The sequence below is a fragment of the Actinomadura sp. 6N118 genome, from assembly GCF_044326415.1.
Taxonomy (GTDB): domain Bacteria; phylum Actinomycetota; class Actinomycetes; order Streptosporangiales; family Streptosporangiaceae; genus Spirillospora.
Window position 1 is genome coordinate 39,460 of the sequence record NZ_JBIRAZ010000025.1, and the last position, 12,679, is coordinate 52,138.

A 12,679-nucleotide genomic window follows, 5' to 3' on the forward strand; every position below is an offset into this window, starting at 1 on the left:
CGATTAGCTGTCACCGCCGAAGGCCGCGTCGAACGACGTAGTCGGAGGTGTGATGGAGTTGAGGGCACGCACGTACGCCAGGGACTCAGGTGCGCCCTGGAGCCGGTCCATGCCGGCGTCCTCCCACTCGATGGAGATCGGGCCGTCGTAGCCGATGGCGTTGAGCGCGCGGAAGCAGTCCTCCCAGGGGACGTCGCCGCGCCCGGTGGAGACGAAGTCCCAGGAACGGCGAAGGTCTCCCCACGGCAGATGCGAGGACAGACGCCCCCGATGGCCGTCGCGGATGCGCAGCTTGGTGTCCTTGCAGTCCACGTGGTAGATGCGGTCGCTGAAGTCCAGCAGGAAGTTCACCGGGTCGATGTCCTGCCACACCATGTGGGAGGGGTCCCAGTTGAGGCCGAACGCGGGACGGTGCCCGATGGCCTCCAGCGTGCGGACGGTCGTGTGGTGGTCGTAGGCGATCTCGCTGGGGTGCACCTCGTGGGCGAAGCGGACGCCCTCCGCGTCGAAGACGTCGAGGATCGGGTTCCACCGCTCCGCGAAGTCCTCGTACCCGCGTTCGACCATGCCCGGCGTGACCGGCGGGAACATCGCCACCAGATGCCAGATCGACGACCCGGTGAAGCCGACGACCGTGCGCACCCCGAGCCGCGCGGCGGCCCGGGCGGTGTCCTTCATCTCGTCCGCGGCCCGCTGCCGGACGCCCTCCGGCTCCCCGTCCCCCCAGATGCGGGCGGGCAGGATCGCCTGGTGCCGTTCGTCGATGGGCTGGTCGCAGACCGCCTGGCCGACGAGGTGGTTGGAGATCGTCCAGACGCTCAGGTCGTGCTTGCGCAGCATCTCCAGCTTGCGCGGCACGTACGAGTCGTCCGCGAGGGCCTTGTCGACCTCGAAGTGGTCGCCCCAGCAGGCGATCTCCAGCCCGTCGTAGCCCCAGTCGGCGGCGAGCCGGCAGACCTCCTCGAACGGCAGGTCCGCCCACTGACCGGTGAAGAGGGTGACCGGCCTTCCCGTCGTAGGTTCAGTCATGATGCGCTCCCTTCAACAGACGTCCAGCCGCTGCCGCGCGCGGCGCTCTCCTCGACCGCCGCCAGCACCCGCTGTACCTGCAGCCCGTCGGCGAACGAGGGGCGCGGGTCGGTGCCCTCGCCGATCGCGGCCAGCAGGTCGGCCAGCTCATGGGTGAACGAGTGCTCGTAGCCGAGCACGTGACCGGGCGGCCACCAGGCGCCGATGTACGGATGGTCCGGCTCGGTGACGACGATCCGGCGGAAGCCCGCCTCGACCGAGTCGGCGGTCCCGTCGTGGAACCAGAGCTCGTTCATGGACTCCAAGTCGAAGGCCAGGCTGCCCTTCGAGCCGTTGATCTCGAAGCGCAGCGAGTTCTTCCTCCCCGCCGCGACCCGGGTGGCCTCGAACGACGCGGTGGCGCCACGGCTCGTCCGCCCGATGAACAACGCCGCGTCGTCGACCGTCACCCGGCCGCGGCCCGTGCCGTCCGGGTAGGGCCGCTCCGCGACGAAGGTCTCGGTCAGCGCCGTCACCCCGACGAGCGAGTCACCGGTGATGAACTGCGTGGTGTCGATGATGTGCGCGCCGATGTCGCCGAGCGCGCCCGACCCGGACCGGTCGCGGTCCACGCGCCACGACCACGGCGCTTCCGGGTCGTTCAGCCAGTCCTGCAGATACTGCGCCCGGATATGGCGCACCGTGCCGATCCGCCCCTCGACCACCAGCTTGTGGGCGAGGGTGACGGCGGGCACGCGCCGGTAGTTGAATCCGACCATCGAGCGAACCCCGCGTGCCTGGGCCCGCTCGGCCGCCGCCACCATGGCCTCCGCCTCCGCGACGCTGTTGGCGAGGGGTTTCTCGCACAGCACGTGCTTGCCCGCGTCCAGCGCCGCCACCGCGATCTCGGCGTGGCCGTCACCCGGCGTGCAGATGTCGATCAGGCCGATGTCGTCGCGGCGGAGCAGCTCCTTCCAGTCCGTCTCGACCGACGCCCAGCCGAGCTCCGCCGCCGCGGCGCGCACCTTCTCCTCCGTCCGGCCCGCCAGCGCGGCCATCACGGGCCGCACCGGCGGGTCGAAGAACGGCCCGACGCTTCGCCACGCCTGGGAGTGTGCGCGCCCCATGAACGCGTACCCCACCATCCCGACCCCGACCGTGGTCATACGTCTCCCTTCTCCGTTTCCGCTTCGGTTCCGCTTGTCGGTTCGCTTCTCGGTTCGCTGCTTAGGACTCGAAGCCGAGCGGCAGATAGCGGTCCACGTTCGCCTTGGTGATCGTCTCGGACGCCAGGGTGATCGACTGCGGCACCTGGAGCTCGACGAGATCACCCATGCCCCGGCCCTGCGCGAGCAACCGGGCGACCTTGATGGCCGAGCCGGCCATCGTCGGGCTGTAGGTCACGGTCGCCTCCAGCAGCCCACCGGCCTTGATCTCGCGCATCGCGTTGGCGGAGCCGGCGCCGCCGACCATGAAGAACTCCTTGCGGCCGGCCTGCTTGATGGCCGCGAGCACGCCCACGCCCTGGTCGTCGTCGTGGTTCCAGAGCGCGTCGATCTTCTTGTGCGCCTGGAGCAGGTTGCTGGCGACCTGGTTGCCGCTCTCCACCGTGAACTTGGCGTCCTGCTTGGCGGTCACGGTGAAGCCGTAGGTCTTGAGCGCGTCGGCGAAGCCCTTGCTGCGGTCCTGGGTGAGGGGCAGCGTGGCGATGCCCTGGATCTCGAGGATGACCGGCTTGGCCACGCCCTTGTCCTTGAGCTTCTTGCCGACGTAGTGCCCGGCGGCCACGCCCATGCCGTAGTTGTCGCCGCCGATCCAGGTCCGGTACGACAGCTTGTCGGGAAAGACGCGGTCGAGGTTGACCACCGGGATGCCCGCGTCCGTCGCCTTGCGCGCCACCTGGTTGAGCTGCTCGCCGTCGTTGGGCAGCAGCACCAGCACGCTGACCTTCGCCGAGATCAGCGACTCGACCGCGGAGATCTGCTGGTTGATGTCGTTGGTGGGCTCGACGGGCTTGAACGTGACGTCGGAGTACTGCTTGGCCGTCGCCTGCGCGTTCTTGGCGATGGCCCCGATCCAGCCGTGGTCGGCCGCCGGCGCGGAGAATCCAATGGTCACGGCCTTGCCGGGCTTGTCGTTGTCCCCGCCGCCGGCGCCGGTCTGCGCGACCGGCGCGGGGTCCTTCTCCTCGTTGCTGGTGCAGGCGGTCGCGAGGGCGCCCGCTCCGATCATCGCGCCGCCGAACAACACTCCGCGGCGGCTTGGACGGCTGTGCTCAGTCATGACGTGCTCCCAGGGGGGTGGAAAAAGCGGGGGGTTAATGCGGGGTCATCTGCGGGGGCTACGGGGCTACGTGGGAGTGCGCAAGCCGCGGCGCTGCAGCAGCACGGCGATGACGATGATCACGCCCTTGGCGATGAGCTGGTCACTGGTCTGCAGGCCGTTCAGGATGAACAAGTTGGTGATGAGGGTGAAGACGAGGACACCGAGGATCGAGCCCAGCAGCGTGCCGCGCCCCCCGGTGAGCAGCGTGCCGCCGATGATGACGGCGGCGATCGCGTCCAGCTCGTACAGGTCTCCGTGGGTGCTGGAGCCGGTGGTGGTGCGGGCCATGATGATGATCGCGGCGATGCCGCAGCACAGCCCCGACAGCGCGTAGAGCGCCAGGGTGTGCCGCCGGATGTTGATGCCCGCCAGCCGGGCGGCCTCGGGGTTGCCGCCGACCGCGAACGTGCGGCGGCCGAACGTGGTGCGGTTGAGCAGCACCCAGCCCGCCACGGCGACCGCCGCGAAGATGAACACCACCAGGGGCAGGCCGAGGACCTTGGTGGTCGACAGCGCCTCGATGGCGTCGTTCTCCGGGCGGATCAGCTGGGTCTTGCGGTCGGACATCCGCTGTGCGAGTCCGCGCGCGGCGACGAGCATGGCGAGGGTGGCGATGAACGGGACCAGCCGCCCGTACGAGACGAGGAGGCCGTTGACCAGCCCGGCGCCGGCGCCGACCAGGATCGCGCAGAGCGCCATCACCCACGGCCCGTACGACTGGGTGGCGACCGTGGTCGCCCATACCGAGGCCAGCGCCATGAGGGCGCCGACCGACAGGTCGATGCCGCCGCCGATGATGACGAACGTCATCCCGACCGTGATGACGCCGATCGTGGACGCCAGCGCCAGGATGCCGACCATGTTGCCGGACGTCGCGAAGTTGTCGGGTTCGGTGATCAGGCCGACGATCGCGAGCAGCACGAGCGCCGCGACCAGGCCGACATGCCGCACCTCGCCCATTCCCTGCCAGACGCGGCGGTTGCCGTTGGCCGGGGCGGGCGCCTTCTTGAGGGAGGTGGCGTCGCTCAAAGTGCACTGCCCTCCATGATCATGTTGAGAACACGGGATTCGTCGAGTTCGGAGGCGGGCGCCTCGTGGATGAGGTGGCCCTCACGGATGACCAGGACCCGGTCGGCGAGGCCGAGGACCTCGGGGACCTCGCTGGAGACGAGCAGCACCGCGATGCCCTCGTCGGCCAGCCGCCGGACGACGCCGTAGAGCTCGGCCCGGGCGCCGACGTCCACGCCGCGAGTGGGCTCATCGAGGATGAGCAGCTTGCGGCCGTTCAGCAGCCAGCGGGCGAGGATGACCTTCTGCTGGTTGCCGCCCGACAGGGTCTTCACCTGCCGGCGCGGGTCGTTCGGCCGGATGTCGAGCGCCTTGATCTGTGCGTGCGCGTCGGCCTGCTCGCGGCGCCGGTCCAGCCAGCCCGCCTTCGCGTACCGGCCGAGGCCGGCGAGGCTGATGTTGGCGGCGACGGTCTCGTTCAGCAGCAGCGCCTGGCTCTTGCGCTCCTCGGGCGCCAGGCCCATGCCGCGGCGCACGGCCGCGCCGGTGTCGCCGGGCCGGACCGGCCGCCCCTCCATCAGCACCCGGCCGGACGTGGGACGGCGCGCGCCGTAGATGGTCTCCAGGATCTCCGAGCGTCCCGCGCCGACCAGTCCCGCAAGCCCGACGATCTCGCCGCCGCGGATGCTGAACGAGACGTTCTCGAACGCCCCCTTCAGCGAGAGGTTCTCGACCCGCAGCACCTCGGGCTGGTCGTCGGCGGGCTCGCCCGGGTCCGGGAACGCGTACTCCACGTCCCGTCCGGTCATGAGGGCGACGACCTGGCTGGTCGGGGTGGTGCGCGCAGGAAGGTTGCCGGCCACCGAACGGCCGTCCTTGAGCACGGTGACGCGGTCGCCGATCTCGCGGATCTCGGCCAGCCGGTGCGAGATGTAGACGACGGCCACGCCGGTGGCGGTCAGCTCGCGGATGATGCGGAAGAGGTTCTCCACCTCGTCGTGGGCCAGCGCGGCGGACGGCTCGTCCATCACGATGAGGCGCGCGTCGTGGGACAGTGCCCGCGCCATGCTCACGACCTGCTGCCCGGCGGCCGGGAGGCGGCCCACCTCGCGGCGCGGCGGGATCTCCGGGTGGCCGAGCCGGCCCATCAGCTCGCGGGCCGCCTTCTCCCCCTCGCCCCGGCGGGTGAAGCCCCATCGGGCCCGCTCGTGGCCGAGGAAGATGTTGTCGGCCACCGAGAGCCCGGCGACCAGGTCCAGCTCCTGGTAGATGGTCGCGATCCCGGCCCGCATCGCGGCCGTCGGGTCGGCGAAGCGCTGCGGCACGCCGTCCAGCTCGATCTCGCCCTGGTCGGGCCGGTGCGCTCCGGCCAGCACCTTGATGAGGGTCGACTTGCCGGCGCCGTTCTGCCCGAGCAGGCAGTGGACCTCGCCGGCGCGCACTTCGAGGTCGACGCCGTCCAGCGCGCGAACGCCGGGGAACTCCTTGACGATCCCGCGCATCCGCAGCAGCGGCGGCGAGGTGGCTTGGCCCATAGGGGGGCTCCTCGATCGAACGGGTGGGGAACGAGGGTCAGGCTGTGGATCTGAGGGTCAGGCTGTGGATCTGAGGGTCAGGCTGTAGGTACGAGGGTCAAGCTGTGGAGGGGGTCAAGCTGTAGAGAAGACGTGGTCGCTGATGAGTCGGGTGGCGCCGATGACCCCGGCGGTGCCGGGGATCTCGGACAGAACGATCGGGAGGTTGCCGGTCGCAAGTGGCAGCGACCGGCGGTAGACGACACTGCGGATCTCGGCGAGCAGCGTGTGGCCGAGACCGGCGACGCCGCCCGCGATGATGACCAGGCCCGGGTTGAAGAAGCTGACCAGCGAGGCGAGGACCTGCCCGACGTGGCGGCCGCCCTCGCGCACGAGCCGGACCGCCTCGGGGTCGCCCGCGGCTGCCGCCTCGGCGACGTCGCGGGCGGTGATCTCGGCGCCACTCTCCAGGAGCTGCGTGAGGTAGGGCGAGCGGCCGGAACGGGCGGCGGCGAGGGCGTCCCGGGTGAGCGCGGCGCCGCCGAAGTAGGCCTCCAGGCAGCCCGCGTTGCCGCAGGCGCACACGGGGCCGCCGTCGTTGATCCGGATGTGCCCGATGTCGCCGGCGCTGCCGGAGACACCGCGGTAGATGGTGCCGTCCACGACGATGCCGCAGCCGATACCGGTGCCGATCTTGACGAGCAGGAAGTCGTCCACCGAACGGGCCAGCCCGGCGTGCAGCTCGCCGAGGGCCATGATGTTCACGTCGTTGTCGACCAGCACCGGGCAGCCGAGCTCCTGGCCGATCGCGTCCCGGACCGGGAAGCGGTCCCAGCCGGTCATGATCGGCGGTACCACCGGCATGCCCTCGCGGAAGCTCACCGGGCCGGGCACCCCGATGCCGGTGCCGTGCACCTGCGGGATCAGCCCCTCGTCGCGCAGCTTGCCGAGCAGGTCGAGCGCCCGGTCCAGCACGACGGTGGCGCCCTGGCGGACGTCGCACGACTCGGTGACGTGACCGAGGATCTCCAGCTCGCCGTTGGTGACGGCGACGTCGATCGAGGTGGCTCCTATGTCGAACGCGACGAACCGCAGGTTCGGCGAGAGCCGGACGATGCCCGAGCGCCGCCCGCCACGCGAGGCCGCCAGGCCCGCCGTCTCGACGAGTCCCGACTCGACCAGCCTATCCAGTTCCTGGGCCAGCTTCGACCGCGACAGCTGGACGACGTCACCCAGTTCGGCGCGGGAGCGCGGGCCCTCGTCGCGCAGGAGCCGCAACAGGCGTGCCTGATGCGCGTTCTCTGGCCGAGCCGTCATGCGCATCACGCCGTCCTCTCACAGTTCCCTCCACGGGGCTGTGGCGAGAACGTAACGCGCTTTCGCCGGATTGAGAAGACCTTTCCGTCAATATCGTCAAACTTTCTCCACTCACAGAACAAAGCCGGGCATGACAACGCCGACACGAGAAACGCCGACCCCGTGGAACACGGGGTCGGCGGAAGAGAGCTCTCGAAGGTTAGTAGCTGACGGCGCTCGGGTCGCGCCGGCCGCTCATCGTTCGCATGATGTGCTCGACGAGCGCGATGAGCACCTGCTTGGCCGACTCGCGGTCACGCACGTCGCAGTTGATGACCGGGATGTCGGCGGGCAGGTCGAGCGCGTCGCGGACCTGGTCGGGCGAGTGCATCCCGGCACCGTCGAACCGGTTGACCGCGATGATGAACGGCAGCCCGCGGCGTTCGAAGTAGTCCACCGACTGGAAGCAGTCGGCCAGCCGGCGGGTGTCGACCAGCACGACCGCGCCCAGCGCACCCTTGGCCAGTTCGTCCCACATGAACCAGAACCGGTCCTGCCCGGGCGTGCCGAACACGAACAGCACCAGACCGTTCGGCAGGGTGATCCGGCCGAAGTCCATCGCCACCGTCGTGGTCGTCTTGTTCGCCACGGCGCTGGTGTCGTCGATGCCGATGCTCTTCTCGGTGAGAGCCTCTTCGGTGCGCAGCGGCCGGATCTCGCTGACCGCGCTCACCAGAGTGGTCTTCCCGACGCCGAAGCCGCCGGCCACCAGAATCTTGACGGTCAGCGCGGACTCGCCCTGCTGGGCGCCCGCGTCAGAGCGCACGTATTCCATCGATCACTTCCTTGAGTACGCGCTCGCTGGGGAACTGTGCCACCGGCGCGGGACGTCGAACGAGGATGAGCGAGCGGTCGAGCAGATCGCCGAGCAGGACCCGGACGACCCCGAGGGGGAGCTCGAGCTCCGACGCGACCTCCACCACCGAGAGCGGACTGCGACAGAGCTCCAAGATCATCTCATGTTCGGGGTCGGGTGCCCACCGGTTCGGCCCTGTACTGAACGATCCTGAGCCGAACGGACCTGTGCCGAACGGTCCTGAGCCGAGCGGCCCTGCGCCGAGCGGCCCGGGCCGTTCAGGCTTGTCGGCTTCGGCGGTGTCCCGCGTGACGATCAGCGCCACCAGGTCGAAATCACCGCCGTCGTAGTGCGTGCGTCCACCCGTCAGAGCATACGGCCGGACCACCGGGCCCGCGTCGTCGTCGAACCAGGCCGAGCCGCCGGCCCCGGGCAGGTCCCCGGGCTCCGGGCCTTCCGTCGGAGACATCTCTGGGGGCACCTCAGACGCCACCCGGCTCCGCCGCGCCGACCCTCGGATTGGCGGACAGATGTTGCCCGACACGGGTCACCAGCATGGCCATCTCGTACGCGATGACGCCGAGGTCGGCCTCCGCGTCCGCCAGCACCGCCAGGCATGCGCCGCGGCCGGCCGCCGTCACGAACAGGAAGGCGTTCTCCATCTCGACGATGGTCTGCCGGACCGCTCCACCGCCGAACGACTCGCCCGCGCCGCGTGCCAGGCTCTGGAAGCTGGCCGCCACGGCGGAGAGGTGGTCGGACTCCTCCCGGCCCAGTCCCTGCGAGGCCGCGATGCGCAGCCCGTCGCTGGACAGCACCGCCGCGTTCTGCACCTGCGCCACCCGCTGGACCAGGCTGTCGAGGAGCCAGTTCAGCTCCCCATTGGGCGCTGCGGTCTCCAGACCGATTTCCTGGGCTTCCGTCATGGCCTCTCGTCCTCCTGCTCGGCTTGGGTCCGGTCGGTGGAGTCAGCCTGTGCGGCCTCGTCCCGGCCGCGCTGCCAGCCTCGCTGCATGGCAGTCATCATCGATCGCATGGCTTCGGGGGATCGCGCCGGATCCTCGGGGGGTGGATGCCCGTTGGCGGGGGGCACCGGCGCCGCCAGCGGCATAGACGCGGCGGGCACGCCATTCGCCTGTATTTCATCGGCGGCTTGTCTTTCGGCAGCGAGATCGGCGTCCACCCGTTCCTTCAACTGCGGCGCCAGGTGCGACTGCCGCCGTCGCCGGGGCAGCTCTCCCTCCTCCTGCGGCACTGCCGGTGCTCGTGGCGCTTGCTCCGGCTCAGGTGCCCGTAGTGCGGACTCCGGCTCAGGTGCCGGTGCGGATACCGGTGCCGAGGAAGCGGGCTCCGGCTCAGGCGCGGACTGCGGAACCGTGCGCACGGCCGGCCAGTCTCGCACGGGCGAAGACTGTGGCAGTTCCGCGACCAACCGCACGACGCCGTTCGTGGGCTCTGCCCCGGTCGGCTCGTCGACGTTCTGGGGCAGGGCGCGCATCGGGCCCGTCGTGGTGACGGACGGCGGGGGCGGCTCGGGTTCGTCGATCGGGACGATGAGCGCGGTGGGGATGAGGGCGATCGCGGTGGTGCCGCCGTAGGGCGACGGGCGGAGCGTCACCATGATGTCGTGGCGGCGGGCCAGCCGTGCGACCACGAAGAGGCCCAGCTGCGCACTGTCGGCCGGGTCGAACTCCGGCGGCTCCGCCAGCCGCGCGTTGGCGGCCTCGACCTGTTCGGCTGACATGCCCAGGCCGCGGTCCTCGACCTCGATGACGAAACCGCTCGCGACCTGGTGACCCGCGATCTGCACCGGCGCCGTCGGCGGGGAGTAGCTGGTCGCGTTCTCGACGATCTCGGCGAGCAGGTGGATGACGTCGGCCACCGCCGCGCCACGGAGGGCGAGGCGGGGCATCGGCTCGACCCGTACCCGGGTGTAGTCCTCGACCTCGGCGACCGCGCCACGGATCACGTCGACCAGCGGCACCGGCCGCCGCCAGGACCGTCCGGCGGACTTGCCCGCCAGGATGACGAGGCCCTCGGCGTGCCGCCGCATGCGGGTGGCGAGGTGGTCGAGGCTGAACAGGTCGCCCAGCTCCGACGGGTCCTCGGTGCGGCGTTCCATCGTGTCGAGCAGGCTGAGCTGGCGGTGCAGCAGCGCCTGGTTGCGCCGGGCCAGGTTGACGAAGACCTCGCTGATGCCCTCGCGGGCGGCGACCTCTCCGGCGGCGGCGACGAGCACGGCGTCACGAGCCCGGGTGAACGACTCGGCGATCTGCCGGATCTCGTTGATGCGGTAGTCGTAGTCGGGCAGGTCTGCGTCCAGCTGCGGGGAGCCCGGCTCGGCGGGCTGCCCGTCCCGTACCTGCCGGGCCAGGTCCGGCAGCCGCAGCTGGGTGAAGTCGACGACGCGGGACGCGAGCGTGCGGCATTCGCGCAGCAGCCGACGGGCGATGCGGAACGCGATGTAGGTCGAGACGACGATCGCGATCAGACCGAGCCCGCCCGCGATCAGCAGCCGCAGGAGCACGCCGATCGCGATGTCGGTGGCGCGCTTGGTGACGCTGTCGAGCTGCGCGTTCTCGAACTCGAACAACTTGGCCATGACGGCGTCGGCTGTGGTGCGCCAGGCGACGGCGTCGACCGGAGCGGGCGTGCGCGCCGGGCTTTCGGCCCCGCCGTTAGGGCGGCCGTTCGTACCCGTGCCGTTACGCGTGCCGCCGTTGCTGCCGTTGTTGGCCCCATTGCTGCCGTTTTGTCCGCCGCCCGCCTGTTCGGCCGGGTCGGAGCTGCGGATCGCCTGGTCTTCCAGCGAACGCAACTGGGCGAACTGCGGCGACTCGACGGCCGCCCGGTAGCGGACGAGGTCGGCGCCCGCGAGCTGGGGCGTGCTGTCGAAGTACAGGTACCGCTGCGCGCCGACCATCTGTGCGAACGTGGCACGTTCCGTCGCGGTGAACCGGCCCGCCGCGAGCGCGCCCGTGAGCAGCGCGTCCTCCCGCGACAGGACCTCCCGTGCCCGGCCGATCGTGGTGAGGGTACGCGCGTCCATCGCGATGTCGGCATTGCCCGGCGCCACCGCGGAGTAGATCGCGAAACCCGCGTCGATCATCCCCGCGAACTCTTCCAGCGTGCGCGTGCGTTCCGCGACGTCGGCGTCGATCGTCCGCCGCACCGCGTCGAGCGCGCCCATCCGCAGCACGAACGCGTCCATGCGCCGCACGACGGGAGCCTGGAGCTCACCGCGCAGCCCGCCGTCCTTGGTGTTCCGCTGGATCTTCTCCCGCGCCCGGTCGGTCACCCGCCGCTGCGCCTCCAGCGCCGCACGGTCGGACGTCTGGGCACCGCCGGTGCCGATCTGCCACAACGACAGGCGCCGCTCCTTCTGCAGGGCGGCGATGAGGTCCTGCGTGGGCAGCACGGTCTTGTCCTGGAACTCCTTGCCGGCAAGAAGCTGGCGAGCGTCCGTGAACGTGATGCCGGTGACGAACGACCAGAGCCCGACGAGGGCGAGCAGCGGAACGAGGACGAGGAGGGTGATCCTCATCCGGATCGATGAAGCGATGCGCCGGAACATCACCGCTCGCTCACCGGACGCGCGAGCGCGGTCGTGGGCGGTCGGTGGAACGCCATGCGGGGAAACCTCCCGATAACGGGGGAAACGACGGAGGTCTACGGATCTGCCGGAGCCTACTACCCTGCGGGGGCTGCCGCGCCCGCGGGACCCGGCTCGGTCTCCGACCAGGACAGCACGTGTTCGACGAGCGAGATCAGCACCTCCTTCGAGGATTCGCGTTGCCGGACGTCGCACAGCAGGACCGGCACACCGGGGTCGAGGTCGAGCGCGATCGCGATGTCCTCGGACCGGTGCCGGTCGGCGCCGTCGAAGCAGTTCACCGCCACGACGAACGGCGTACCGCGCCGCTCGAAGTAGTCGATGGACGGGAACGAGTCGGTGAGACGCCGGGTGTCGGCGATCACGACGGCGCCGAGCGCGCCGAGCGCCAGCTCGTCCCACATGAACCAGAACCGCTCCTGCCCGGGCGTGCCGAACAAATAGAGCACGAGCCGGTCGGTCAGCGTGATCCGGCCGAAGTCCATCGCCACCGTGGTCGTGGACTTGCGTTCCACGCCCGACACGTCGTCGACGCCGACGCCGCGGTCGGTCAGCGGCTCCTCGGTCCGCAACGGCCGGATCTCGCTGATCGACCCGACCATGGTGGTCTTCCCGACGCCGAAACCTCCGGCGATGAGGATCTTCGTGGTGACCAGCGGCGGTTCACCTGGCTCAGAGTGCCCGAAGACCATTGAGCACCTCCCTCAGCACGCCCCTGTTGGGCCGGTCGCCCACGGGCTGGATCGTGGCGACCTCCGCGACCAGTCCCTGGTCGCGCAGGTCACCGAGCAGCACGCGCACCACGCCGAGCGGCAGCGCGATCTCCGAGGCCAGATCGACCACCGAGACCGGGTTCGCGCAGCGGCGCAGGATCCGCACGTGTTCCGGGCTGTAGCGCAGCCGGTCGCCCGGCCGCTCCCCGGTGGCCGCGACCACGGCGATGAGATCGAAGTTCTCACCGCGCGGGCGGGTGCGCCCGCGGACCATGGCGTACGGCCGTACCACCGGACCGGCCTCCCGGTCCAGCCACCGATCACCCCGCGAGGAGTTCATGACGGG

12 protein-coding genes are annotated in these 12,679 nt (G+C 70.5%); all 12 read right to left on the reverse strand.

From position 1 onward, the window contains the following. Nucleotides 1–3: 3 nt before the first annotated feature. Nucleotides 4–1,029, reverse strand: a complete 1,026-nt coding sequence (locus ACH34W_RS44640; RefSeq protein WP_395967302.1) for a sugar phosphate isomerase/epimerase family protein — start codon at nt 1,027–1,029, stop codon at nt 4–6. After that, nucleotides 1,026–2,174, reverse strand: coding sequence for a Gfo/Idh/MocA family protein (locus ACH34W_RS44645; protein WP_395967303.1), 1,149 nt, complete (start codon nt 2,172–2,174; stop codon nt 1,026–1,028). Before ACH34W_RS44645 ends, ACH34W_RS44640 begins: the two co-directional genes overlap by 4 nt. A gap of 61 nt (nt 2,175–2,235) precedes the next feature. Further along, nucleotides 2,236–3,291, reverse strand: coding sequence for an ABC transporter substrate-binding protein (locus ACH34W_RS44650; protein ID WP_395967304.1), 1,056 nt, complete (start codon nt 3,289–3,291; stop codon nt 2,236–2,238). Between the two features lie 66 nt (nt 3,292–3,357). After that, a complete protein-coding gene (locus tag ACH34W_RS44655; RefSeq protein ID WP_395967305.1) occupies nt 3,358–4,362 on the reverse strand; it encodes an ABC transporter permease in 1,005 nt (334 codons plus the stop codon). Then, nucleotides 4,359–5,876 carry a sugar ABC transporter ATP-binding protein gene (locus ACH34W_RS44660; RefSeq protein WP_395967306.1) on the reverse strand — a complete coding sequence of 506 codons (1,518 nt, stop codon included), beginning with the start codon at nt 5,874–5,876 and terminating at the stop codon, nt 4,359–4,361. Before ACH34W_RS44660 ends, ACH34W_RS44655 begins: the two co-directional genes overlap by 4 nt. A 114-nt stretch (nt 5,877–5,990) precedes the next feature. Next, the gene (locus tag ACH34W_RS44665) at nt 5,991–7,172 is read right to left on the reverse strand and encodes an ROK family protein (RefSeq protein ID WP_395967307.1); all 1,182 of its coding nucleotides are present in this window, start codon (nt 7,170–7,172) and stop codon (nt 5,991–5,993) included. Between the two features lie 199 nt (nt 7,173–7,371). Next, the gene (locus ACH34W_RS44670) at nt 7,372–7,986 is read right to left on the reverse strand and encodes a GTP-binding protein (protein ID WP_395967308.1); all 615 of its coding nucleotides are present in this window, start codon (nt 7,984–7,986) and stop codon (nt 7,372–7,374) included. After that, nucleotides 7,967–8,476, reverse strand: a complete 510-nt coding sequence (locus ACH34W_RS44675) for a DUF742 domain-containing protein (RefSeq protein WP_395967309.1) — start codon at nt 8,474–8,476, stop codon at nt 7,967–7,969. The genes ACH34W_RS44670 and ACH34W_RS44675 overlap by 20 nt, the downstream gene beginning before the upstream one ends. Before the next feature lie 13 nt (nt 8,477–8,489). Next, nucleotides 8,490–8,933 carry a roadblock/LC7 domain-containing protein gene (locus ACH34W_RS44680; protein ID WP_395967310.1) on the reverse strand — a complete coding sequence of 148 codons (444 nt, stop codon included), beginning with the start codon at nt 8,931–8,933 and terminating at the stop codon, nt 8,490–8,492. Then, on the reverse strand, nt 8,930–11,551 hold the full coding sequence (locus tag ACH34W_RS44685) for a nitrate- and nitrite sensing domain-containing protein (RefSeq protein ID WP_395967311.1): 2,622 nt from the start codon (nt 11,549–11,551) through the stop codon (nt 8,930–8,932). The genes ACH34W_RS44680 and ACH34W_RS44685 overlap by 4 nt, the downstream gene beginning before the upstream one ends. A 146-nt stretch (nt 11,552–11,697) precedes the next feature. After that, nucleotides 11,698–12,312, reverse strand: coding sequence for a GTP-binding protein (locus ACH34W_RS44690; protein ID WP_395967312.1), 615 nt, complete (start codon nt 12,310–12,312; stop codon nt 11,698–11,700). Next, a complete protein-coding gene (locus ACH34W_RS44695; RefSeq protein ID WP_395967313.1) occupies nt 12,293–12,673 on the reverse strand; it encodes a DUF742 domain-containing protein in 381 nt (126 codons plus the stop codon). Before ACH34W_RS44695 ends, ACH34W_RS44690 begins: the two co-directional genes overlap by 20 nt. Between the last annotated feature and the right edge of the window lie 6 nt (nt 12,674–12,679).

Excerpts from the sequence above, each read along its gene's own strand:
- ACH34W_RS44650 (WP_395967304.1), bottom strand. The coding sequence starts at position 3,291 with ATGACTGAGCACAGCCGTCCAAGCCGCCGCGGAGTGTTGTTCGGCGGC.
- ACH34W_RS44640 (WP_395967302.1), bottom strand. The coding sequence starts at position 1,029 with ATGACTGAACCTACGACGGGAAGGCCGGTCACCCTCTTCACCGGTCAG.
- ACH34W_RS44680 (WP_395967310.1), bottom strand. The coding sequence starts at position 8,933 with ATGACGGAAGCCCAGGAAATCGGTCTGGAGACCGCAGCGCCCAATGGG.
- ACH34W_RS44685 (WP_395967311.1), bottom strand. The coding sequence starts at position 11,551 with ATGAGGATCACCCTCCTCGTCCTCGTTCCGCTGCTCGCCCTCGTCGGG.
- ACH34W_RS44645 (WP_395967303.1), bottom strand. The coding sequence starts at position 2,174 with ATGACCACGGTCGGGGTCGGGATGGTGGGGTACGCGTTCATGGGGCGC.
- ACH34W_RS44670 (WP_395967308.1), bottom strand. The coding sequence starts at position 7,986 with ATGGAATACGTGCGCTCTGACGCGGGCGCCCAGCAGGGCGAGTCCGCG.
- ACH34W_RS44665 (WP_395967307.1), bottom strand. The coding sequence starts at position 7,172 with ATGACGGCTCGGCCAGAGAACGCGCATCAGGCACGCCTGTTGCGGCTC.
- ACH34W_RS44695 (WP_395967313.1), bottom strand. The coding sequence starts at position 12,673 with ATGAACTCCTCGCGGGGTGATCGGTGGCTGGACCGGGAGGCCGGTCCG.
- ACH34W_RS44690 (WP_395967312.1), bottom strand. The coding sequence starts at position 12,312 with ATGGTCTTCGGGCACTCTGAGCCAGGTGAACCGCCGCTGGTCACCACG.
- ACH34W_RS44660 (WP_395967306.1), bottom strand. The coding sequence starts at position 5,876 with ATGGGCCAAGCCACCTCGCCGCCGCTGCTGCGGATGCGCGGGATCGTC.
- ACH34W_RS44675 (WP_395967309.1), bottom strand. The coding sequence starts at position 8,476 with ATGTCTCCGACGGAAGGCCCGGAGCCCGGGGACCTGCCCGGGGCCGGC.